Annotated in this window: 25 protein-coding genes; 13 read left to right on the plus strand and 12 right to left on the minus strand. The window is 59.4% G+C overall.

Annotated features, from left to right (window positions below):
• Nucleotides 1-72: 72 nt before the first annotated feature.
• The 6 genes from LVY75_30050 to LVY75_30075 all read left to right on the plus strand — a co-directional run bounded on the left by LVY75_30050 (nt 73) and on the right by LVY75_30075 (nt 6,971).
• Nucleotides 73-1,233 carry an ABC transporter substrate-binding protein gene (locus tag LVY75_30050; protein ID XAZ23005.1) on the plus strand — a complete coding sequence of 387 codons (1,161 nt, stop codon included), beginning with the start codon at nt 73-75 and terminating at the stop codon, nt 1,231-1,233.
• Between the two features lie 208 nt (nt 1,234-1,441).
• Entirely contained in the window at nt 1,442-2,428 is a 987-nt protein-coding gene (locus LVY75_30055; protein XAZ23006.1) for an ABC transporter ATP-binding protein, read from the plus strand.
• Nucleotides 2,425-3,387, plus strand: coding sequence for an ABC transporter permease (locus LVY75_30060; protein ID XAZ23007.1), 963 nt, complete (start codon nt 2,425-2,427; stop codon nt 3,385-3,387). The genes LVY75_30055 and LVY75_30060 overlap by 4 nt, the downstream gene beginning before the upstream one ends.
• Nucleotides 3,377-4,192, plus strand: coding sequence for an ABC transporter permease (locus LVY75_30065; GenBank protein XAZ23008.1), 816 nt, complete (start codon nt 3,377-3,379; stop codon nt 4,190-4,192). The genes LVY75_30060 and LVY75_30065 overlap by 11 nt, the downstream gene beginning before the upstream one ends.
• Before the next feature lie 59 nt (nt 4,193-4,251).
• Nucleotides 4,252-5,679, plus strand: coding sequence for a gamma-aminobutyraldehyde dehydrogenase (locus LVY75_30070; protein ID XAZ23009.1), 1,428 nt, complete (start codon nt 4,252-4,254; stop codon nt 5,677-5,679).
• A 185-nt stretch (nt 5,680-5,864) separates the two neighbouring features.
• Nucleotides 5,865-6,971 (plus strand): LuxR C-terminal-related transcriptional regulator, encoded by a 1,107-nt coding sequence (locus LVY75_30075; GenBank protein ID XAZ23010.1) that lies wholly within the window; start codon nt 5,865-5,867, stop codon nt 6,969-6,971.
• A 6-nt stretch (nt 6,972-6,977) separates the two neighbouring features.
• On the opposite strand, the gene LVY75_30080 is transcribed toward LVY75_30075, so the two are convergent.
• Entirely contained in the window at nt 6,978-7,601 is a 624-nt protein-coding gene (locus LVY75_30080) for a YjbE family putative metal transport protein (GenBank protein XAZ23011.1), read from the minus strand.
• A gap of 183 nt (nt 7,602-7,784) precedes the next feature.
• On the opposite strand from LVY75_30080, the gene LVY75_30085 reads away from it, so the two are divergent.
• Nucleotides 7,785-7,958, plus strand: coding sequence for a DUF1328 domain-containing protein (locus LVY75_30085; protein XAZ23012.1), 174 nt, complete (start codon nt 7,785-7,787; stop codon nt 7,956-7,958).
• A 25-nt stretch (nt 7,959-7,983) separates the two neighbouring features.
• Here the strand turns inward: LVY75_30085 and LVY75_30090 are convergent, their stop codons facing one another.
• From LVY75_30090 to LVY75_30100, 3 genes are all read right to left on the minus strand, one after another.
• A complete protein-coding gene (locus tag LVY75_30090) occupies nt 7,984-8,442 on the minus strand; it encodes a DoxX family protein (protein XAZ23013.1) in 459 nt (152 codons plus the stop codon).
• 62 nt (nt 8,443-8,504) lie between these two features.
• The gene (locus tag LVY75_30095; protein XAZ23014.1) at nt 8,505-8,978 is read right to left on the minus strand and encodes a tetratricopeptide repeat protein; all 474 of its coding nucleotides are present in this window, start codon (nt 8,976-8,978) and stop codon (nt 8,505-8,507) included.
• A gap of 20 nt (nt 8,979-8,998) precedes the next feature.
• The gene (locus LVY75_30100; protein XAZ23015.1) at nt 8,999-9,973 is read right to left on the minus strand and encodes an MBL fold metallo-hydrolase; all 975 of its coding nucleotides are present in this window, start codon (nt 9,971-9,973) and stop codon (nt 8,999-9,001) included.
• A gap of 298 nt (nt 9,974-10,271) precedes the next feature.
• Here LVY75_30100 and LVY75_30105 point away from each other — a divergent pair, with 298 nt between their 5' ends.
• Both LVY75_30105 and LVY75_30110 read left to right on the plus strand, forming a co-directional pair.
• Nucleotides 10,272-11,027: a sigma-70 family RNA polymerase sigma factor gene (locus LVY75_30105; GenBank protein ID XAZ23016.1), complete on the plus strand. Its 756-nt coding sequence runs from the start codon at nt 10,272-10,274 to the stop codon at nt 11,025-11,027.
• Nucleotides 11,024-11,824, plus strand: a complete 801-nt coding sequence (locus tag LVY75_30110) for an anti-sigma factor (GenBank protein XAZ23017.1) — start codon at nt 11,024-11,026, stop codon at nt 11,822-11,824. The genes LVY75_30105 and LVY75_30110 overlap by 4 nt, the downstream gene beginning before the upstream one ends.
• Here the strand turns inward: LVY75_30110 and LVY75_30115 are convergent.
• Together LVY75_30115 and tal are read right to left on the minus strand one after the other, a co-directional pair.
• Nucleotides 11,821-12,489: a DUF1345 domain-containing protein gene (locus tag LVY75_30115; GenBank protein ID XAZ23018.1), complete on the minus strand. Its 669-nt coding sequence runs from the start codon at nt 12,487-12,489 to the stop codon at nt 11,821-11,823. The two genes, LVY75_30110 and LVY75_30115, sit on opposite strands and share 4 nt — an antisense overlap.
• A 97-nt stretch (nt 12,490-12,586) precedes the next feature.
• Nucleotides 12,587-13,552, minus strand: a complete 966-nt coding sequence (gene tal, locus LVY75_30120; GenBank protein XAZ23019.1) for a transaldolase — start codon at nt 13,550-13,552, stop codon at nt 12,587-12,589.
• A 446-nt stretch (nt 13,553-13,998) separates the two neighbouring features.
• On the opposite strand from tal, the gene LVY75_30125 reads away from it, so the two are divergent.
• Nucleotides 13,999-14,982 carry a sugar-binding transcriptional regulator gene (locus LVY75_30125; protein XAZ23020.1) on the plus strand — a complete coding sequence of 328 codons (984 nt, stop codon included), beginning with the start codon at nt 13,999-14,001 and terminating at the stop codon, nt 14,980-14,982.
• Between the two features lie 20 nt (nt 14,983-15,002).
• Here LVY75_30125 and LVY75_30130 read toward each other — a convergent pair whose 3' ends face one another.
• Nucleotides 15,003-15,875 (minus strand): bifunctional helix-turn-helix domain-containing protein/methylated-DNA--[protein]-cysteine S-methyltransferase, encoded by an 873-nt coding sequence (locus tag LVY75_30130; GenBank protein XAZ23021.1) that lies wholly within the window; start codon nt 15,873-15,875, stop codon nt 15,003-15,005.
• A 69-nt stretch (nt 15,876-15,944) separates the two neighbouring features.
• Nucleotides 15,945-16,442 (minus strand): DUF2244 domain-containing protein, encoded by a 498-nt coding sequence (locus tag LVY75_30135; protein ID XAZ25859.1) that lies wholly within the window; start codon nt 16,440-16,442, stop codon nt 15,945-15,947.
• Between the two features lie 22 nt (nt 16,443-16,464).
• Here LVY75_30135 and nth point away from each other — a divergent pair, with 22 nt between their 5' ends.
• Complete coding sequence (gene nth, locus LVY75_30140) at nt 16,465-17,247, plus strand: endonuclease III (GenBank protein ID XAZ23022.1); 783 nt, start codon at nt 16,465-16,467, stop codon at nt 17,245-17,247.
• Here the strand turns inward: nth and LVY75_30145 are convergent.
• A complete protein-coding gene (locus tag LVY75_30145) occupies nt 17,212-17,796 on the minus strand; it encodes a TetR family transcriptional regulator (GenBank protein XAZ23023.1) in 585 nt (194 codons plus the stop codon). The genes nth and LVY75_30145 overlap by 36 nt on opposite strands.
• Before the next feature lie 82 nt (nt 17,797-17,878).
• On the opposite strand from LVY75_30145, the gene LVY75_30150 reads away from it, so the two are divergent.
• Complete coding sequence (locus tag LVY75_30150) at nt 17,879-18,304, plus strand: VOC family protein (protein ID XAZ23024.1); 426 nt, start codon at nt 17,879-17,881, stop codon at nt 18,302-18,304.
• Between the two features lie 50 nt (nt 18,305-18,354).
• Here the strand turns inward: LVY75_30150 and LVY75_30155 are convergent, their stop codons facing one another.
• Complete coding sequence (locus LVY75_30155) at nt 18,355-19,068, minus strand: sulfate transporter family protein (GenBank protein XAZ23025.1); 714 nt, start codon at nt 19,066-19,068, stop codon at nt 18,355-18,357.
• A gap of 233 nt (nt 19,069-19,301) precedes the next feature.
• On the opposite strand from LVY75_30155, the gene LVY75_30160 reads away from it, so the two are divergent.
• Complete coding sequence (locus LVY75_30160; protein XAZ23026.1) at nt 19,302-20,156, plus strand: MurR/RpiR family transcriptional regulator; 855 nt, start codon at nt 19,302-19,304, stop codon at nt 20,154-20,156.
• A 1-nt stretch (nt 20,157) separates the two neighbouring features.
• Here LVY75_30160 and LVY75_30165 read toward each other — a convergent pair whose 3' ends face one another.
• Both LVY75_30165 and LVY75_30170 read right to left on the minus strand, forming a co-directional pair.
• Nucleotides 20,158-21,741: an FGGY-family carbohydrate kinase gene (locus LVY75_30165; protein ID XAZ23027.1), complete on the minus strand. Its 1,584-nt coding sequence runs from the start codon at nt 21,739-21,741 to the stop codon at nt 20,158-20,160.
• Nucleotides 21,741-22,430: an HAD family hydrolase gene (locus LVY75_30170; protein XAZ23028.1), complete on the minus strand. Its 690-nt coding sequence runs from the start codon at nt 22,428-22,430 to the stop codon at nt 21,741-21,743. Before LVY75_30170 ends, LVY75_30165 begins: the two co-directional genes overlap by 1 nt.
• Nucleotides 22,431-22,436: the final 6 nt, after the last annotated feature.

Here is a 22,436-nt window from a genome sequence, read left to right on the forward strand (position 1 = left end):
CGGCCTTTCCGCGTCACCTTTTCTTCCGGGAACAAAACGCCGCAAAAGCGGCACCGAACCGGGAGACAGACGATGAAGCATCTTCTGAAATCGTGCACTGCTGCCCTCGCGAGCCTGAGTTTCGCGACGCAGGTTATCGCTGCCGAACCGCTGAAGGAATTGGGCAAGGGAGAAGGCGCCGTCAGCATCGTCGCCTGGGCCGGCTATATCGAGCGCGGTGAAACCGACAAGAATTACGATTGGGTCACCGACTTCGAGAAGGAAACGGGCTGCAAGGTTTCCGTAAAGACCGCCGCCACCTCGGATGAAATGGTGGCGCTGATGAACGAAGGCGGCTTCGACCTCGTCACAGCCTCGGGCGACGCATCGCTGCGCCTTGTGGCCGGCAAGCGCGTCCAGCCGATCAACACCGACCTGATTCCGAGCTTCAAGACCATCGACGAGCGCTTGCAGAATGCGCCCTGGCATACGGTGAACGGCGTCCACTACGGCGTGCCTTATCTCTGGGGCCCGAACGTACTGATGTACAACACGGACACTTTCAAGGATAAGGCGCCGACGAGCTGGAACGTCGTCTTCGAAGAGCAGAACCTGCCTGATGGTAAGTCCAACAAGGGCCGCGTCCAGGCCTATGACGGCCCGATCTATATCGCCGATGCGGCCATGTATCTGATGGCGCACAAGCCCGATCTCGGCATCAAGGATCCTTACGAGCTCAACGAGGATCAGTACAAGGCCGCCCTCGACCTGCTGCGTGGCCAGCGCAAGCTTGTTTCGCGCTACTGGCATGATGCGATGATCCAGGTCGACGACTTCAAGAACGAAGGTGTCGTTGCCTCCGGCTCCTGGCCGTTCCAGGTCAATCTGATGCAGGCAGACAAGCAGAAGATCGCTTCGACCTTCCCTGAAGAAGGGGTAACTGGCTGGGCTGACACGACCATGCTGCACGCCGACAGCGAGCATCCGAACTGCGCCTATATGTGGATGGAACACTCCCTGAAGGCGAAAGTACAGGGCGATGCCGCCGCCTGGTTCGGCGCCGTTCCCTCGGTTCCGGCAGCCTGCAAGGGCAACGAGCTGCTGACCGACACCGGCTGCAACGGCAACGGTTACGATCACTTCGAAAAGATCAAATTCTGGAAGACCCCGGTCGCCAAATGCACGACCGAGAGCGAATGCGTGCCCTATCATCGCTGGGTATCGGATTATATCGGCGTGATCGGCGGGCGTTGACGCCAGGCCGATCAACGTAAGTGCCTTTCCCAACTCCTCGCAAAGTCGAGGGGCCGGAGTGGCACCGCCGCATTCCTGCTGAAACGCCGAAAGGTTTGAGAGTGGGCGCCGCAGGTTAAGCCCCTCCCCCTTGTGGGGAGGGGTTTGGGGCAGCGCGTTTAGAACGAAGGCCAATGCCTCCCTCGAATGATACAGGTCCGGAGCTTCCATGACGTCAGCCGTCCGTTTCCAGAAGGTGTCTCGCCATTTCGGCGCGGTGCGCGCCGTCGATGGCGTTGAACTTGAAATCGTGCCCGGCGAGTTCTTCGCCATGCTCGGCCCGTCCGGTTCCGGCAAGACAACCTGCCTGCGCCTGATCGCAGGCTTCGAACAGCCGACATCGGGACATATCGAAATCTTCGGCGAGACCGCCGAAGGCGTTCCGCCCTATCGCCGCAACGTCAACACCGTCTTTCAGGACTACGCGCTCTTCCCGCATCTCGATATACTCGACAACGTCGCCTACGGGCTGATGGTCAAGGGCGTCGGCAAGACGGAGCGGATCAAGGAAGCCGAGAAGGCACTGGAACTGGTGAAGCTGCCCGGCTATGGCAGCCGCCGTCCCGGCCAACTCTCCGGCGGCCAGCGCCAGCGTGTGGCGCTCGCCCGTGCACTCGTCAACAAGCCACGGGTACTCCTGCTCGACGAACCGCTTGGCGCCCTGGACCTGAAACTGCGCGAGCAGATGCAGGAGGAGTTGAAGAGCCTGCAGCGCGCGCTTGGCATCACTTTCATCTTCGTCACCCACGACCAGGGCGAAGCGCTCTCCATGGCCGACCGCGTCGCGGTCTTCAACAACGGCGGCATCGTCCAGCACGACACCCCCCAGGACATTTATCGGCGTCCGAAAACACGCTTCGTTGCCGATTTCGTCGGCTCGTCGAATGTCATCGCCCCCGATGTCATGACAGCCCTTGGCGGCGAGAAACGCTGGGCGAGCCTGCGGCCGGAAGCAATCCACATCGCAGCTGACGGCATTGAAGCCAGGGTCGAAAATGCCAGCTTCCTGGGTGCGGCGACCCGGCTTGCCGTCGAGACCAGGGGATCGCGTCTTCACGTCATGCTGCCGGCCGGCAGCGACGTGCCCGATATCGGCACCGCCATCCGCCTTTCCTGGCAGCAGGGCGACGTGCACTATATGGATGATGCGGCATGACGGCGCTGGCAATCACCAAGCCCGAGACTTCGATCCTGCCGCAACGTGGCGGTTTCTTCGGCCGCCTTTCGGACAGCTTGTGGCGCCACCCGAAACTGCTGCTCTTCCTGATGCTGACCCCACCGCTGCTCTGGCTCGGCATCATCTATATCGGCTCGCTGATAGCGCTGCTGCTGCAGAGCTTCTTCTCGATCGACGATTTCTCGGGGATGGTGAATTACGAGTTCACCCTCGACACCTATGCCCAGCTTCTAAACCCCAGCAATTTCGACATCATCATCAGAACAATCCTGATGGCGGCGCTGGTGACGGTCGCCTCGGCCCTCGTTGCCTTTCCAATCGCCTACTATGCGGCCCGCTATGCGCAAGGAAAATGGAAGGCCCTCTTCTATCTTGGCGTCATGATGCCGCTCTGGTCGAGCTATCTCGTCAAGATCTACGCCTGGAAATTGATCCTCGCGAAGGAAGGTATCCTCACCTGGTTCTTCGAGAGGTTCCATCTGTCCTGGCTTCTCGACGGCGTACTCGCTTTGCCCATCGTAGGCGGCAATTCGCTCTCCGTCAGCTATCTCGGCACCTTCATCGTCTTCGTCTACATCTGGCTGCCCTATATGATCCTGCCAACGCAAGCAGCCCTCGAGCGCGTACCCGGCAACCTGATCGAGGCCTCGGCCGATCTTGGCGCTACGCCACGCCAAACGTTCCGAACCGTGCTTTTCCCGCTGGCGCTGCCCGGCATCGTCGCCGGTTCGATTTTCACCTTCTCGCTGACTTTGGGCGATTACATCATCCCGCAGATCATCGGCTCGTCCCGTCTGTTCATCGGCCAGGCGGTCTATACGCAGCAGGGAACGGCTGGCAACGTACCGCTCGCCGCTGCCTTCTCCGTCGTGCCGATTGCCATCATGGCGATCTATCTGTGGCTCGCCAAACGCATGGGAGCCTTCGATGCGCTCTGACCGCGGACAGAAATCACCCCTCGTCCTGAAGATCGCAGCCGCCGGCGGCCTGCTCTTCCTGCATCTGCCGATCCTGCTGATCTTCGTCTATGCCTTCACGACGGAAGAGAAGAGCTACCAGTGGCCGCCGCCAGGCCTGACGCTGCAATGGTTCGGCATCGCCTGGAATCGCCCGGATGTCTGGTCGGCTCTTGGCCTCTCGCTGCAGGTTGCCTGCATCGCGACCGTGATTGCGCTGATCCTCGGCACGCTCTGTGCGGCCGCCGTCAGCCAGACGAAATTCTTTGGCCGTGAAGCGATCTCGCTGCTCGTCATTCTGCCGATCGCGCTTCCCGGCATCATCACCGGCATTGCGCTTCGCTCCGCCTTCAGCCTCTTCGACATCCCCTTCTCGGTCTGGACGATCGTGCTCGGCCACGCCACCTTCTGCGTCGTCGTCGTCTACAACAACGCCGTTGCCCGCTTCCGCCGCACATCGGCCTCGCTGATCGAAGCCTCGATGGATCTGGGTGCCGACGGCTTCCAGACCTTCCGCCATGTCATCCTGCCGAATATCGGCACCGCGCTTCTCGCGGGCGGCATGCTCGCCTTCGCCCTGTCCTTCGATGAGGTGATCGTCACCACCTTCACCGGCGGCCAGCAATCCACGCTGCCGATCTGGATGCTCGAAGAGTTGATCCGCCCCCGTCAGCGCCCGGTCACCAATGTGGTCGCCATGGTCGTCGTGCTCGTCACCTTCCTGCCGATCCTGGCAGCCTATTACCTCACTCGCGACGGCGACCAGATCGCCGGCGCCGGCAAATAACCGGAGCGGGATGCGGAACCCCCTCCGCCCCACTCGATCAACCACAAGGGAGAACGCCCATGGACACGCAAATGCTGATCGGTTCCCGCTTCGAAAGCGGCACGGAAACGGAAGAGCACATTCTGAACCCGAAGACGGGCGAAACGGTGCTGAACCTTGCGGAAGCCTCGCTCGGCCAGATCGACGCCGCCGTGGATGCGGCCGAGAAAGCCTTTGTCGCCTGGTCGCAGACGACACCATCCGAACGTTCTGCCTACCTCCTGAAAATTGCCGACGCCATTGAAAAAGATGCGCAGGGCTTCGCCACGCTCGAGGCGCTGAACTGCGGCAAACCGATCAATGCCGTGCTGAATGATGAAATCCCGGCCATCGTCGATTGCTACCGCTTCTTCGCCGGTGCCGTGCGCAATCTGCACGGACCGGTCTCCGGCGAATATCTTCCCGGGCACACTTCGATGATCCGACGTGACCCGATCGGCATCGTCGGATCGATTGCGCCCTGGAACTACCCGCTGATGATGATGGCCTGGAAGCTCGCACCCGCCATCGCCGGTGGTAATACCGTGGTCTTCAAACCGTCTGAACAGACGCCGCTGACGGCGCTGAAGATGGCAAAGCTCCTTGCCGATATCCTCCCCGAAGGCGTGGTCAACATCGTTCTCGGCCGCGGCGAGAGTGTCGGCAACGCCCTGATCAACCATCCGAAGATCAACATGGTATCGATCACCGGCGACATTGCGACCGGTAAGAAAGTGCTGCAGGCCGCTGCCAAGACCGTCAAGCGCACCCATCTGGAACTTGGCGGCAAAGCGCCGGTCATCGTCTTCGACGATGCCGATATCGATGCCGTCGTCGCAGGCATCCGCACCTTCGGTTACTATAATGCCGGCCAGGACTGTACAGCCGCTTGCCGGATCTACGCTGATGCGAAGGTCTACGACAATTTCGTCGCCGACCTGACATCGGCCGTCTCCAGCATCCGCTTCAACCAGGCTGACGACACCGAGAACGAAATTGGCCCGTTGATTTCCAAGCGCCAGCGCGACCGTGTTGAAAGCTTCGTCACCCGCGCCTCCGAACATAGGCATATGGAAATCACCACCGGCGGCAGGGTCTCTGGCGACAAAGGCTTCTTCTTCGCGCCGACGGTCGTCGCGGGTGCAACGCAGGAAGACGAGATCGTCCGCCGTGAAGTTTTCGGACCCGTCGTCTCTGTCACCCGCTTCACCGAGGTAGAGGATGCGGTGAACTGGGCCAACGACAGCGATTACGGCCTCGCCTCATCCGTCTGGACCAGGGATGTCGGCCGCGGCATGAAGACCGCTGCTCGCCTGCAATATGGCTGCACCTGGATCAATACGCATTTCATGCTGGTCAACGAGATGCCGCACGGTGGCCTCAAGCAATCAGGCTACGGCAAGGACATGTCTGTCTACGCTCTGGAAGACTACACCGCCGTCCGTCACGTCATGATCAATCACGGATAGTTGAACGGCAAAATCTTGATCTGATTCAAAAGTCACTGTCGCCATCAGTGACTTTTGTCACTTTGTCGTAATACAACTGCAAATACTATTTCTAAACGTGGAATTGCCGTTTCACACTATTTGTCGGCTCGCGATAAGTGTGCTTCCTTGTCGGATGAAAGAGATCGGTCAGGCATTACCTACTCATGGCGACGCGCATTGATATCTCCGAGCTTGAAACGGCTTTAGACGGGTTGCTGGAATCCGCTCTTATGCCGGCAAGCTGGGAGCGCACGCTGGAGCAGATCAGCCGCGCCACCGGTTCCATCGGCACGCATATCATGCCGGTGCGCGGGAAATTCCCCGCCGGCTTCCTGACCACCCCGAACTTGCTGGAGGCCTTCAAGGTTTATTTCGACGAGGAATGGTATCAGCGTGACTTCCGCGAACGCGGCCTGGCGGTTGCGATGGCCAAGAGCGTCGTCATCGAACACGACATCGCCGGCGAGGAAGAATTCAAGCACGAGAGCTTCTACACCGAGTTCCTGGCCCGCTTCCGCTTCCGCTATTCCGCCATGGTGGGCTTCACCTCCGGTGATACGATGCTGAGCCTCAACCTGCAGCGCCGGATTCAAGACCAGCCCTTCGATCGCGATGATGAGCGCGTGCTTGCAAAGATGCAGTCGAGGCTGACTGCCGCCGCCGAAATCATCCGCGCGCTGCATGTCGCCAAGATCGACAGCATGAGCGAGGCATTCGAGCTCGCCGGCACCGCCGTGGTCTTCTTTGACCGTTTTGGGCGCATCACCAGGCTGAACCAGCGGGCAGAGATGCTGCTCGACGACAACATCCGGATTGCCGATCGCGAACTCGTCACTCTCCGCCAGGAAGAGACGGGGCTCCTGCGACGCCACCTGCAGGCAACGCTTTCGAAGGAGCCCCTCACCAATCCGGCCGCTTCCACGCCGGTCCTGTTTTCCCGTCCCGGAAAGGCGCCGCTGATAATCCGTGCCCAGCGGCTTAACGGTGTACCTGCCGAACTCTTCTCGCATTCCGCCGCGGTCGCCATCATCACGGATCTCTCGGAGCGAGTGGCCCCAAGCCGCGACTTGCTGCGCCGGCTCTTTTCGCTCACGCCTCAGGAAACGACGGTAGCGCGCCTGCTGATGGATGGTTCATCGCCACGCCAGATCGCCGAAATATCCGGCCTGACCTATGAGACGACTCGCGGCTATGTGAAGAAGGTTCTCGCCAAGACGGGCACACAGCGCCAATCCCAGCTTATATCGCTGCTCTCAAGCCTGAAAATCTAGATCCGGCTATTGGGCCTGACCATAAAGCGCGAACAGCTCTATGCCGCCTTCCCATATCATGTCGAGCGCCACATAGACGATGATGGCGAGGCCGATCCAGCCGATCCAACGGAAGCGGTTAAGCAGTTTTGCCACGAGGCTGGATGCGACACCCATCAGGATGACGGAAAGGATAAGGCCGAAGATCAAGGCGTGCATGTTCGACTTCGCGGCACCGGCGACGGCCAGGACATTGTCGAGCGACATGGAAAGGTCCGCAAAGATGATCTGGCCGATCGCCTTCCGGAAAAGTTTCGGCCTGTGAGCGTGGTGGCCGGCCTCCTCCTGAGCCCCCTCTTCGCCCCTCTCCCGCAACTCGCCGAACATCGTCCAGCAGATCCACAGAAGCAGCAGGCCGCCGACGAGCGTGATGCCCTTGATGAAGAGCAACTGGGCGGCGATAACGGCAAAAACGATGCGGACGACGGCGGCTGCGGCAATGCCGGCGACGATCGCTTTCCCGCGCAAATCGGCGGAGAGGCCGGCGGCGGCCATGCCGATGACAATCACATTATCCCCCGACAGGATGATGTTGATCATGATCACTTCGAGATAGGCGGATATGACCTGGGGGTCCAGAAAGGCATTCATGGACGATGGCTTTCGTCGATGGGGCAAATCGATGACGATCCCTTCAAACAGATCGGGACCTCTTTGAAAAGCCTTTGCGGGGCAAAGTAATGCGCCTTCAGGGAAGGGCGTTCCATTCTAGCATTTTGGAACAAAATCGGCTTTGGCGCGTCTTCTCCCGGCAATCACGGAAGGAGGATATCCATGTTAAAATGGGCTCTGATATTTCTGGCAATCTCGATCGTCGCCGGCTTTTTCGGCTTCTCCGGCATCTCTGCGGCGACCGCAACGATCGCCCGCGTGCTCTTCGGCATATTCCTCGTTGTCTTCCTGATCTTCCTTATCCTGGCCCTGATGGCAGGACAGGCGATCTTCTGACGGCGGTGCTTGCGACCTCCGTTGGCTAGAGCACCGCCTTGAGCCAGGGATGCAACTCCTTCACCTGTCGCTTCACGAGATTGTCGATTGATATCGATCCAGCGCCCCTCACCGCCAGGACGAACATGCCGCCTGCTATTGCAAGATCCTTCTCGAAATGCAGCAACTCGTTCTGGCTCGCAAAGTTGGTATGAAACAGAAAGGCCGTAGCGAGGCAGAACAGCCCTAGCGCCGCCGAGCCGAGCCGGCTCAGCAGGCCGGCGGCAACGGAGAGACCGGCGCCGAGCTGCAGGGCGACGACACCAAATGTCACGATCGCCGGCAATCCGAGCTTCTGAAAGGCAGCGAGCGTAGCAGTCATATCGGCCGCAAGCGTCGCGCCTTCATGCAGGAAGATCAGGGCCAGCAGGAACCTGCCAAGTAGAAGAATGAGATCGGCCAGCCGAACCCGGCCCGAAGCGTTTTCCGCTAAAGCGTTTTCCATTGTAACCTCCTCTTCGAAGAAAGCAGGCGGTAGACCCGCCTGCCTTGCAGTCTACATGCCGTTTAGTTGCCTCCTTTCGCTGCGATGGCATCTTGCAGGTCCTCAAGCTCTTCGCAGCCCGTAGGGCAGAGCTGCTTGAGCACGGACACCTGCTCCTCGGCCTTCGCCATGTCGCCGGTCTCGATATAGAGTTCGCCGAGATATTCGCGTGCCGCTTTGTGATCCGGCTGCAGTTCCAGCGCCTTGGTGTAATAGGTCAGCGACGTCTTGAAGTCGCCGGTCTTGCGCAGCGTGAAGCCCATCAGATTATACACGTCTGCCTGCTGGTTATCTTCAGCGAGGTCGCGGAGTTCCTGGAGCGCGCCGGCATAGTCCTTGGCGTCGATCTTGGCACGCACCGAAGTAAGGTCCGGTGCGTCCGTCGATTCCATGTTGTCGACGGCAAAAGCCGGTAGCGCACTGATCGCCGTAAAGCCGGCGGAAGCGGCGCAAAAGCCGATGAAGGTTAGAACCACGTATTTGCTGGTCTTGATCATGATCGTCTCCTTGGAGCCTTTCAGGCCTGGATTGTCGGGGTAAAGCCATAGGCGCTTCCGTCCTTGACGAAGGTGCCTGAGCCGGGGAACGGAAAGTGCGAACCGCAGATCGCGATATTGTCTGCGATGACGCGATCGATGAGACGGCGGCGCGTGGCTATCGCCGTCGGTCCGTCCTGATCGTAGCTGCCCTGCCAGTCGGGATGCGGCGCGAGCAGCGCAGGCACGTACATGATGTCTGCGGAGACGAGCAGCTGCTTGTTTCCGGAGCTCACCAGATAGGTCGAATGACCAGGCGTATGGCCGGGTGCCGACAGCAGCCGGACGCCGGGCGCGACTTCGGCTCCGTCATCCACCAGCTTCCAGTTCTTCCATTTCGGGAAGACGGCGGCGATGCGCTTGCCGGCCGGCTTTCGGCCTTCGGCAAGCTTCTCGACGCGACCGGGCTCCGTCCACCAGTTGTATTCCACCGCGTTGACGATGAGCTCGGCATTCGGGAAAACCGGGTTGTTCGTTCCCTTTTCCATCAGGCCCCAGACATGATCGGGGTGGAAATGCGAGATCATGATCGTATCGATCTTCTTGTAGTCGATACCGGCCGCCGCCATGTTCGCCGGCAGATGCGTGGCATTTTCCTGCCATTGACCGACGCCGGAACCGGCATCCATCATGATCGTGCGACCACCGACCTTCAGCACGACCACTGTCAGCGGGATCGGCATGAATTCGGTCGTAAGACCGGCCTTGGAAAGCGCCTCCTTGGTGTCTTCGATCGAGGCGTTCTTGATGAAGGCTGGGTCGTGCGGCTTTTTCCAGATACCGTCATAGATCGCCGTGACCTCGATATCGCCGACCTTGTATTTGTAGTAGCCGACTGTCGGCTCCAACGGCGTCTCGGCAAATGCCGGCATGACGAATTCGATCTTCGAAGACAGACCGAATGCGGCCGCAGCGGCAGCCGATCCCAGGACGGCGCGACGTGACATTGACAACATGATTATGCCTCCTCTTGTTGATGGCATTTCGACTGGCGAAGACTGCGAATGCTCTGACGTCCCCGCTGACGAACTAGATCGAAGGCACCGGATGCTTATTCCCGATTTCCCCGAAATTTCTTTCAACCCATTGGAAAAACGACACCATTTTTTCTACCCAGAGCTGACGTCAATCCCAGCGCAAATAAATCGAGATTTTCTGGAATAAAACTGCGCGCCGATCGGTCTAGACTGCAGGAGGCCGCATCCAATACCTGCGGCTCTCACGTCCCAATCGGCTGCTGTTGAGGCAGGGAGGATGATGACAAACGCTCAGATCACCTATCCCGTCGGATCGATCGACTGGACTTTCCTGCTCGGCGGCCAAACGCCGCGCGCCCATGTTCGACCATCACCGTTACAGGTGCTGTTCGCCGGCGTGACGCGACTTTTCCATCTCATGGCCGCAGAGAAATCCGGCAGCGAACGGATTGCCGCAAAGATCGACGCGGCGACCCAGCATGAATTCATGCATCGCTTTCAGGACGTGATTATCCCGCATCTCGACGCGGCCTATAATTTCGCCCGCTTCCTTAGCCGCGACGCCGAGGCCGCGCAGGATATCGTCCAGGAAGCTTTTCTGCGCGCCTACCGCAATTTCGAAACATATCGCGGCGGCGATCCGCGCTCCTGGCTGTTTGCGATCGTCAGGAATTGCTGCCACGTCTGGCGCCAGCAGGATCGCCGCAAGGCCCGTTTCGAACGGCATCTGGACGAGACCGGCGGTGCCGATCCCGATGAAGACGAAGGCTATCAAGTCGCATCGGAGGAGGATTCTCCGGAAACAGCGATGATCCGGCAGACGGAGCAGCAGCGTGTTCGCGACGTCATCAGCAAGCTTCCCGAAACGATGCGGGAAATCATCGTGTTGCGTGAACTCGAAGACCTCTCCTACCGACAGATCGCAGAAATCATCGATGCGCCGATCGGCACCGTCATGTCGCGCCTTGCCAGGGCGCGGCGCGAGTTCGCCGACATCTGGGATGCATGCAACAAGAGCGAGGCGGCAGGATGAGCGAAGCCCATCAAAATGCCTGCGCCGAATGGCGCATCATGCTCCACGGCTTCGTCGACGGCGAACTTGATGGCGTCCATGCAGCGCAATTCGAGGGTCATCTGGCGACCTGCGAGAGCTGCCGGGCGGAGATGGAAAGGGTTACGGCGGTGAGAAAGATCATCGACCAGGACGGCGTCCGATGGAGGCCGCCCGAAGCCCTGCGTTCACAAGTCCTGTCCATGCTGTCCTTCGAACAGACAGCGGCCGCCTCCAGCTTGCCTCAAGCATACCGGCCGCCCTTCTGGCGCCGCGCCTTTGACCTCGTACGGCAGTGGAGTTTCGTTCCCTCGCTGGCGGTCCTGGCGGCAAGCGGTTTCCTGTTCATCAACACTCCGTCGCAGACCCTCATCCTGCAGGATGAGATCATGGCAAGCCATGTCAGGTCGATGATGGCCGACCATCTGACCGACGTCCTGACCTCGGACCAGCATACGGTGAAGCCCTGGTTCAATGGCAAGATCGATTTCTCGCCGCCAGTCAGCGATCTCACGAAGGATGGATTTCCGTTGGTCGGGGGCCGCGTGGACTATATCGGCGGCCGTGCCGTTGCCGCGCTTGTTTACAGGCGCCACGGCCACGTCATCAACCTGTTCATCTGGCCCACGGCTTCGGGCACCCAGACGACGACAGAGCGCGACGGCTACAACATGGTACAATGGTCGGATGGCGGGCTGACGTTCTGGGCGATTTCAGATGTCGCTTCGGCTGACCTTGCAGAATTTGAGAGATTTTTCCGATCCGCGGAGAGACTCTAGAGCAGGCTTGCGCCGACATTGATCGCAAGTGCGAGAATGGTGGTGTTGAACAGGAATGACAGCAGCGCATGCAGCAGGGTGAACTTGCGCATCGTCGTCGAGGTTACGGCCACATCGGCCGTCTGTGCCGCGACACCGATCGTGAAAGAGAAATAGAGGAAGTCCCAATAGGCAGGCTCCTCGATTCCATCAGGGAATTTAAGCCCTTCGCATTTTTCCGAACCGCCATAGAAATAGTGGGCGTAGTGGATCGTGAAAAGCGTGTGCAGGAAAAACCAGGAGATCAGGATAGTCAGGATCGCAGCAGCGGCGCGCCACAGCGCGACATCCGCCGGTGCATCCTTGATCGAATGAAGCTCGATGCCGATCCCGGCAATGCTGGCGAGAGCCGCTGCAATCGATAGGAAAAGCAGGAAAGTATCGGAAAAGTCGAGATCTTCGGACCGTTTCCTGATGCTTTCAACCGTCGCCCGAAGCATCTTGCGCCAGCTCAGCCCGATGAAGATGATCGCCGAGGCATTCCAGCCAAAGAGGATATTGCTGGCGCTGACCTCCCGCGAGGTCAGCAGCAGAAAGACGATCAGACCACCGAGCACCGAAAGGATGAAGCTTGCGTGCTTGTAGGCGAGCGACACCAGCGAATTTCCGTCATCCTCGTCAGCCACTTCGATCCTCCGAGCCTCTATGTCCTTGATATCAAAATGAAAAAGGCGCGGATGCCATCGGCACCCGCGCCTTTCATCAAAGTGCGGCTTGGCAGCCTTATGCAGCAGCGAGCTGCAGTTCCTTGCGGACCTGGCTGCGCAGCGTACCGAGATCCTTTGCGAATGCGCGGATGCCTTCTGCGAGCTTTTCCGTCGCCATCGCATCTTCGTTCATCATCCAGCGGAAGGTCTTTTCGTCGACCGTGACTTTCGGGGCCGGCTTGATCGTTTCGGGCGATAGCTTGCGCTCGAGCTTACCCTGGTCGTTGGACAGTTCATCGAGCAGGTTCGGAGCGATGGTCAGACGGTCGCAACCGGCCAGCGCTTCGATTTCGCCGGTGTTGCGGAAGGAGGCGCCCATGACGACGGTCTTGATGCCATTGGCCTTGTAGTAATTGTAGATGTCGCGAACGGACAGAACGCCCGGATCTTCTTCGGCAGTGAAATCCTTGCCGGTCGACTTCTTGTACCAGTCGAGAATGCGGCCGACGAAGGGCGAGATCAGGAACACGCCGGCGTCAGCGCAGGCAATGGCCTGGGCCTTGGAGAAAAGCAGGGTCAGATTGCAGTCGATGCCTTCCTTCTGAAGGATTTCGGCGGCGCGAATGCCTTCCCAGGTGGAAGCGAGCTTGATGAGGATGCGGTCCTTCTCGATGCCGCGCTCCTTGTAGGCGGCGATGATGCTGCGCGCCTTCTTGAGCGAAGCTTCGGTATCGAAGGAGAGGTCGGCATCGACTTCAGTCGAAACGCGGCCGGGAACGAGCTTTACGAGGGCAGAACCGACGGAGATAGCGAGGCGATCAGCAACGGCTGCGGCCGCTGCATCGGCGTCACCGCCGATCTTCTTGCCCCAGGCGATCGCTTCCTTCATGTCATCGGCAAACATCTCGGTACCGAGTGCCTTGAGAACGATGGACGGGTTGGTCGTGCAATCAACCGGCTTCAGGCGAGCAACAGCCTGAATGTCACCGGTATCGGCAACGACGGTTGTGATCTCGCGGAGTTGGTCAAGCTTGGATGTCATGGTCAAAATCCTTTTTGAACTTGGACTGCGGACCGGCGCGAGTTCCGCCCGGCAAAGAGGTGATCTGAGGACCGATGGTTTGCATGCTGCAGGCGAAAAGACGCGCCACCGTCACGGATGAGTCATAAACGTGAGAGACATTGGCGGTGTTCCCAGGCGCGTTGCTCCAACCGCCGGAAAACGACAAGCGCCTTGCAAGCGCTGTCGCGTACGGCTGATGGGCCGATCGTGACTTTCCGCATGCCCGCACATTGCCCTCCTCGGACGGACAAGAACGACATTGTCGACCATGACTATCGCCGCTCCCGCAACGAAAAGTCAAGGACATTTGTGCATTTCAATTGACATAAGTGTCACACCCGGCATTATCGCGGGAACAAAGCCGATGCCCCAATCTTATGCCATCGATGGCAAAGATCTAGGGCGAAATCGGCGCGGGAGGAGATGTGGTCAAGCTGAAACGCGGCACGCACACTGCTTATTCCGAAGCCTCCTCACTCCGGCTGCGGGCGGCATGGCTCTATTACAACGAGGGCCTGACCCAGAAGGATGTTGCCGAACAGCTCGGGATCAGCCGCACGACCGTCATCCGGCTGCTCGATGAGGCGATGAAGCGCAGCGAAGTACAGATCTGGATCAACGACTCGATCGGCGACTGTGTGGAGCTTTCGGTCAAGCTGGAACGGGCCTATGGCCTGGACGAGGCGATCGTCGTGCCGGAGCCCGCCAAATGTGATGTGAATTCACTGGCAAAGAATGTCGGGCTGGCGCTGGGCCAGTTCCTGTCGGAGGCCATTCCGGACGATTATACGATAGGCGTCGGTTGGGGCCGCACGATGACGGCTTCTCTTGCAAGCTTCCGCCCGCCGCGCCGCGACAACTGCAAGATCGTTTCCCTGCTCGGCGGTATCGTCGCCGTTCACCAGACGAATCCAATCGACTACACTTGGCGCCTCGCCAATCAACTCGGCGCGGAGTGCTATATGTTTCTCGCCCCGTTGCTCGTCGATTCTATCGAAACCAAACGCAATCTCATCGAAAAATGCGGGCTCGATACGATCTACCGGCTGGCGGAAAACCTTGATCTCGCAATCGTCAGCTGCGGCGATATCGGTCCGCATTCGACCTCGCTCTCCGAGGGGTGGATTTCAAAGGCCGAGCTGCAGCAGCTGATCGATGCCGGCTGCGTCTGCGACACCATGTTCAACTTTCTGGACAAGGACGGCAATTCCGTCGATCACTCGATCAATCAGCGGGTGATGTCGGTTGATCTCGATACACTGAAGGAAGCAAAACACATCGTGCTGTCCTCCGGCGGCGCCCATCGTGCCGTCGCGATCCGTGCAACGATCAAGCGCATCGGCTGCAATACGCTCATAACGGATGAAAGTGCCGCAAAGGCATTGCTGGAGCTCGCCGAAGCCGCCTGAGCGGCTTCGGTATATCTCGTTCAGGCGTGTGCCGATTCCCAGCCGAGCATGGCCCGCTTGCGGGTCAGACCCCAATGGTAACCGGTCAACGCGCCATTTTTCCCGAGTGCGCGATGGCAGGGCACGACGAAGGAAATCGGATTGGCCCCGACTGCCGCACCGACGGCGCGCATGGCAGTCGGCCGGCCGATGTCCTTGGCAATGTCGCTATAGGTCACGGCCTTACCGAAGGGAATTTTCAGAAGGCTCTGCCAGACGTTGACCTGGAAATCCGTTCCGATCAGCACGACCCGCAACGGCTGGTCGGACGTCCAGCGGCCCGGCTGGAAGATGCGTTCGGCATAAGGCGCCGTCGCCTGGCGGTCTTCCACATATTCCGCATTTGGCCAACGGCAGGTCATATCCTCCAGGCAGGCCTTCTCATCACCGGAATCGCTGAAGGCGAGACCCGCAAGGCCGCGGTCCGTGACCATGACGAGCGCCGTGCCGAAGGGGCATGTGTGGAACCCGTAGCGGATCGTCAGTCCGCCACCCTTCGCCTTCCATTCGCCCGGCGACATTGCCTCATGCGTCACGAACAGGTCGTGCAGGCGGCTCGGGCCAGACAGACCGACCTCGATCGACGTTTCAAGCAGCGGCATTTCTTCCTGGCGCAAGAGCCGCTTGGCATGGTCCAGCGTGACGGCCTGCAGAAAGGCCTTGGGCGAAAGGCCGGCCCAGCGGGTAAAGGTCTTCTGGAGTTGCGTCGGCGATTGGTTCAGCCGCGCGGCGATCGCTTCCAGCGACGGCTGGTCGCGATATTCCTCGCTGATCAGTTCAATGACCCGACGGACGGTGTCGTAGTCGGGTCCATCAGGGGTGATGTCTGTTTCGAGCTTCGCGATCATGTTCATCGTTTTTCTCCTTTACAAAGGAGATAATCAAGGCCGGCGAACCAAACCACCCGTTTCTTGCGTGATCTCTCAGAGACGCTGTTTTACCGTTGCCAGCGCGCCCTTGAAGGCCTTGGCGAAACTTTCGCGATCGTCAGGATTGAGAAAGGAGCCGACATCCGTGCGCTTGCCCTCGCCGAAAATATGCATGGAGAGAATACCGATCTCCTGATGCCGGCGCACGAGGAAACGCGTCCAGAACGGATTGAAATGATGCTCGATCATGCGGCCGGACGGAGAAAACTTGCGCACCGAGACATCCGTACGCGAAACAGTTACCTCTTCCCGCACCCTGCCGGAGCGATAGTTCAGCCAGAAAGCCCCGTAGAGAAGTACGAAGTCCAGGCCGAAGAAAAAGCCGATCGGCCAAGCGCCGGTGACGATGAAGAACATGCCGTACATGAAGCAGATCGCGCCCGATATGGCGAGCAATAGCTTGAAACCCTTCCGCCCAAGCGAGCGATAGGGAAAGAGTTCGGCCGCAAAAACAGGCTGCTCGTTTCGGCTGTCGGCGTTGCTTTCCATCATGGCGACTGAGTATAGATTTTCCATGGCCAATCCGAAACTCAAATCCAATACCAAACCGTCGCTAAACTCGAATGTGATCACCCGCCGCAAGCCGGCGGTGCCGGTCAAGACAGCCTACTCGCTGGCCGAGCGCGAAGAGATCTTTCGCCGCTTTTCCGTCCAGCGGCCGGAACCGCGCGGCGAGCTGGAACATACCAATCCTTTCACGCTCGTCGTGGCGGTCGCCCTCTCCGCCCAGGCGACGGATGCCGGTGTCAACAAGGCAACCCGCGCGCTGTTCAGAATCGCCGATACGCCACAGAAGATGCTCGATCTCGGCGAAGAAAAGGTCCGCGACTACATCAAGACGATCGGTCTCTATCGCAACAAGGCAAAGAACGTCATTGCGCTCTCGCAAATGCTGGTCGACGAGTTCGGCGGCAAGGTGCCGGAGACGCGCGAGGAACTGGTGCGCCTGCCGGGCGTCGGCCGCAAGACCGCCAATGTGGTCATGTCAATGGCCTTCGGTCAGGCAACGATGGCGGTTGACACCCATATTTTCCGTATCGCCAACCGCATCAGGCTCGCACCCGGAAAGACGCCTGACGAGGTTGAAGACCGGCTGATGAAGGTGGTGCCGAAACAATATCTCTACCACGCTCATCACTGGCTGATCCTACACGGCCGCTATACCTGCAAGGCCCGTCGCCCCGAATGCGAGCGCTGCGTGATTGCCGATATCTGCAAATCGCCGGAAAAGAGCAGCGATATCCCGGCGCCGCTGGTCGAGCTACCGCCGCAGCTGATCGGCGAGGCCGTCGACTAGGGCAGCTATTCCCCGCTCATAGTCTTCACGACTGCCGCCTGCTTCGATGGCGATCGCAGCGCGATCGAAAGCTGCCGAGAGCATGGCCGTCAATGGCCCGAGCAAAGCGCTGGCACTGGCCTGTGGCAACAAGGCTTCGAGCCCAGCCTGCAATGTCGCCTCGGCATTCTCCGCGTCGATCTGTGCTGTCGCGGGCAGGCCGATCACGGCCGGCGCCTCGAGCAGAAGCAGCCTTGTTCGCCCTTCCACTTCCATTGCATCGAAATAGGCCGCAGCGCCTTCAAGCAGTGCTTCACGCGATGCGGTTTGCCGCGTTGCGCGCCGCTCGATCTCATCGACGACACCGGCCGCCTCCCTTTCGATCACCGCCCGGAAAAGCGCTTTCTTGTCTTCGAAGTGATGATAGAGCGCACCGCGCGTTACACCAGCCTCTGTCACGATCTCGGGCGTCGCCGTCTCGGCATATCCCTTCTTGACGAAAAGCCGGCGCGCGGCATCCATCAGCGCCTGTCTCGTTTGCTCGGTTCTCTCGCGGTTACTGCGACTCATGATCTCTGTTTACATACAATCAGCATGTATGTTAATAACAAAAACATACAGAATGTACGTAAAACCCAGAAAGAGGAACGCGATGAAATCGACGAGCTATTATCCCGTAATCATGACGGATGACGTTGCCGGGACGGCTGCCTTCTATTGCCGTCATTTCCGTTTCCAGCCTCTCTTCGAAAGCGACTGGTATGTCCATCTGCAATCGATCGAGGATGAGCATGTGACGCTTGCCGTGCTCGACGGTAGCCACGAAACCATCCCGGCCGCCGGCCGCGGAAAGATCTCCGGCCTTCTCCTGAATTTCGAGGTCGAGGATGTGGACGCGATTTACGCCATTTGCGCGGAGGCAGGGTTGCCGATCCTGCGCACGATCCGGGACGAGGATTTCGGCCAGCGCCACTTCATTGCCGCCGATCCCAACGGCGTCTTGATCGACGTCATCAAGCCGATCCCGCCAAGCGCCGAATATGCGGCCTTGTATGAAGCGGCAGCGCTGCCCGGCTAAAGCAATTCACCAACGGTGTAGCGCGGTTTTCGTTCGGATCTGCGTGAAAGCTAGGCTCGGAAATCGGGATCGCGCGCGGAGATCAACTTGTGCAGGTGCACCATCATGCCGGCGGCAAAGAGAGGCGTGAGCAGGTTGACGATAGGGATCGCCAGAAAGAGTGCAATCACCAGGCCACCGAGAAAGACCGTCGGACCATGTTTGGCGCGAAACAGTCGCGCCTCCGGACGAGAACGGAAGCGCATGGCCGCGAATTCAAAGAATTCCCGCCCGAGCAGGTAGCCGTTCACAAGAAAGAAGGCCACGAGATTGACGCCGGGAATGAAGAGCAGCAAGAGGGCGATAATATTGCCGACGATCACCACCCCCAGGAACTTGATTGAGCTTGCCATCGCAGGCCCGAGCGGCATGGCCTTGCCGGCCACATCCTGCGGATAGTCCCGCTTCTCGATCACCTCGGCGACATCGTCGAGAAAGAGGCCGGCAATCAGCGCAGTCACCGGCGAAAGCAGCAGCGCCAGCGCGAGCGCAAGTCCGATCCCGGCGGCGACAAGGAAAACGAAGCTGAGCCAGCCGGCCCAGTCGGGCATCTCGGGAAAGAACCCGGTCACCCAGGGAAATACGAGACTGATGAACAGGCCGCGCAAGGCGAACCACAAGCCGATCAGCACCAGCACGGTCAGCCCCAGAACCTTCCAGAACGCCGACCGGGTCTCCGGCGCAAAAAGGTTGAGGAGAGAAAGGCGAGCGGCGTCAAGGATCATTCTCTGGCGTCTCCGTTACGCAGCGTGATGTAGGAAGCCCGCGGTCTCGCGGCAAGTCGGTTGAAAATTACATGCTTGAATAGAAAACTTGTCGAAAATTACATGCTAATATATAGTTCGTAACGTTCGATATACGTGTGGGCCTAAGAAGAGCTTCCGGACAATATTAAAAAACAGGGATTCGGCTCCACGAATCCACGGGAAGCCTCTGAGGATATGGGGGAGGCTGCGACGTGGAAGATTTTGTAGACAAGCTTAGGCAATACGCGAAGTCCGGCACGCCCGCCGAACGACGCATCGCGAAATATTTTACTGAACATTTGAACGACCTGCCGTTTGAAACCGCTGCATCGGTTGCCGACCGGCTTGATCTCTCACCGATGACGGTGGGCCGTTTTTTGCGAGCGCTCGGCTACCAGGGACTGGACAGCGTGAAGGTGGAAATCCGCGAAACGGCAACGACCTCTCCGGTCCAGTTCCAGAGCTCGATGACGGAACTGCAAACCGACGCATCGGATGGTAAGCCGCTCGCCGTTCTGGTGGCGGAGCAGATACAGGCACTGCATCACATCTATCATCTGACCGCCCAGCCGCATTGGGGCGAAGCCGTCGCGATGATCGGCGCATCCAAAGAGGTCTTCGTCGCCACCCACGCAAGACTGTCGGGCTTCTCCAGCCATTTCTGCCAGCGACTGACCCAGGCTCGCGACAGTGTGCGTGCGATCGATGGCGCAGGTAATCGCTTCGCGGAGCTTTTCGCCCGTGCCTTCGTCGAGGATGCCGTGCTCGTCATCATCGATTGTCGGCGCTTCGCCAGGTCACGGCTGCTTGCGCGCACTGCCCGGCGTTACGGTTACAAAGTGATTCTGATTTCCGCTCAGCATGCAGATTGGCTGCCGGAACAATCGAATGTCGTCCTGCCCTTACCGCCTGCCCGCGCGCCTGATATGGATAACCTGCCGCCGCTGATCGCCTTGCTCGACTGCCTGTCCGAGGCAGTTATTTTGAACGCCGGCGAAGAGGCAAGCCAACGCCGCCGGCGCATGGTGGAATTTGCAACCATCCTTGGGGAAACGGCTAACCGCTGAATTATTCGACCGCTTCCAGTTCAGCCCGGTGGCGGTACATCGCGAGAAAGCGGCGATAGTCGCGGTCGTAAAGCGCCTGTTTGCTCCTGTTGGGAAGACGCTCGGAGCCGCCGGGATACATCGCCCTCCCCGCCGCCGCCAAATCCTTGTGCGAGCCGCAGGCAACTGATGCAGCGATCGCGGTGCCAAGCAGGACCGCCTCGTTCATGTCAGGCACGATGACCTTGCAACCCGTCACATCCGAATAGAGCTCCATCAGAATGGGGTTCTTCACGTGCCCACCAGCCACATGCAGCGTATCCGGCATGTAACCGTGATCTCTCATCTTTTCGAGAATGTGACGGATACCGAGCGCAATGCCAATGGCGGTCCGCCAATAGAGCGCACAGAGACCGTCGAAGGACGTATCGAGCGTCAGCCCGCTGACGACGCCGACAGCATGCGGATCAGCCAATGGCGACCGATTGCCGTGAAAATCCGGAAGGACGAAGATCCGTGCGCCGAGTGAGTCACCCGCCTCTGCTCTCAGTTCCGCGATGCGGGCGACGATCTTCTGATGCAGCGCCGCGGTTGGCTCAGCGCCGGCCGCGTGCATGCGCACGATATGATCAAGGAGTGCACCGGCCGCGGATTGACCGGCCTCGACGAGCCACGATTGCGGAAAAACCGCTTCGTAATAAGGGCCCCACATTCCCTGGCTTGGCTTTCGCTCGGGGGAAAAGGCAACGACGCAGCTCGATGTCCCGGCAATGAGCGCAAGCTGCTGCTCGAGCTTCTCCGGATCGCCGGCATAACCGCTGAGTGTACCGAGCGCGCCGGCATAGGCATCGATCATCCCGGCCGAAACATGGCAATCGGTGGTCAGGCCCAACGCTTCGGCAGCATCCGGCGTCAGTTTGCCGACGCTTTCTCCAACCGCCACCGTGTCTTCCGGCAGCCTGCCACGAAGCAGCAAATCCTCAAGACCGATCTGCTTCAGGAAGTCTCCCTGCCAGCCCCTTTCCTTATGGGCTAGATAATTCCATTTGGCCGTCAGCGTGCAGCGGGATCTGGCAAGCGAGCCGGTTGCCTTCCACGTCAGGAAATCGGCAAGGTCGAAAAGGTATCCGGTGTTCGCCCAGGTCGCCGGCAGCTCCTTCTTCAGCCACATCAGCTTCGGCATTTCCATTTCCGGCGACATGACGCCGCCGGAATGTTCCAGCACTTCATGCTTCGTCGCCGTACAGAAATCTGCCTCCTTCAGCGCCCGGTGATCGAGCCAGACGACCGTATCGAAGCGCCTCTCACCGCTGGTGGAAACACTGATCTGCCTCCCTTCGGTATCGCGCACCACAAGCGAACAGGTGGCGTCGAAACCGATCGCGCCGATTGCGGCAGCCTCAATGCCGGACTGGCCCAAGGCTGCACGCACGGCAATACAAACGGCCGACCATATATCCTCGGAATCATGCTCGGCATGGTTCTCGCGCGGCCGGTTCATGAGGATTGGATGTTCAGCCTTGGCAAGCAGGCGGCCATGCGTGTCAAAGACACCGGCGCGTGCGCTGCTCGTGCCGATATCCACCGCAACCACATGATCACGCATCAATGCTGAGTCCCGTCCAGCTTTTGTTTGCGGACAAGTTGTATCAATTCCGGCATGGCGTCAAACACGACTTCCGGCGAAAGACGATCGAGTTCCTCGCGATATCCAGCGAAATTTGCATGCGAGCCGCCAGTGAAGGCGAAGACCGTCATGCCCGCCGCTTTGGCTGCAGCAATACCTGCCGGACTGTCCTCGATAACGACACAGTCACGCGGCTCCACACGCATCTGGTCGGCAGCATAAAGGAAGAGATCCGGCGCCGGCTTGCCGCGCTTGACCATGCTGGCACTGAAGATGTTCGGCAACTTTGGCAAGAGCCCGGTGACCGAGAGCGACAGCCTGATCCGTTCGACCTGGCTGGACGAGGCGACACAGCAGGGAATGCCAAGTGCATCGATCGTCTCGCCAATGCCTGGCATGGCTTTCAGCTCGGTGCGGAATCGGGCGTAGAGACTGGTGCGGATGCCTTCCAGGAATTCCTCGTGGGCATGCACGTTGAACTCCGTCTCCAATATGTCGATCAGAGTTGCCAGGCTCTTGCCGAGGAAACGCTCATAGGCCTCGTCCTCGGTAATCGTCACGCCGAGATCGGCCATCGCCTTGACGAGAACGGAGATCGAAATCGGCTCGCTGTCGACGAGTACGCCGTCGCAATCGAAAATGACCAGCCGTGGTTCCGCATCAGCCATGGAAGA

The sequence above is a fragment of the Sinorhizobium sp. B11 genome, assembly GCA_039725955.1.
In the GTDB taxonomy this organism is placed as follows: domain Bacteria; phylum Pseudomonadota; class Alphaproteobacteria; order Rhizobiales; family Rhizobiaceae; genus Rhizobium.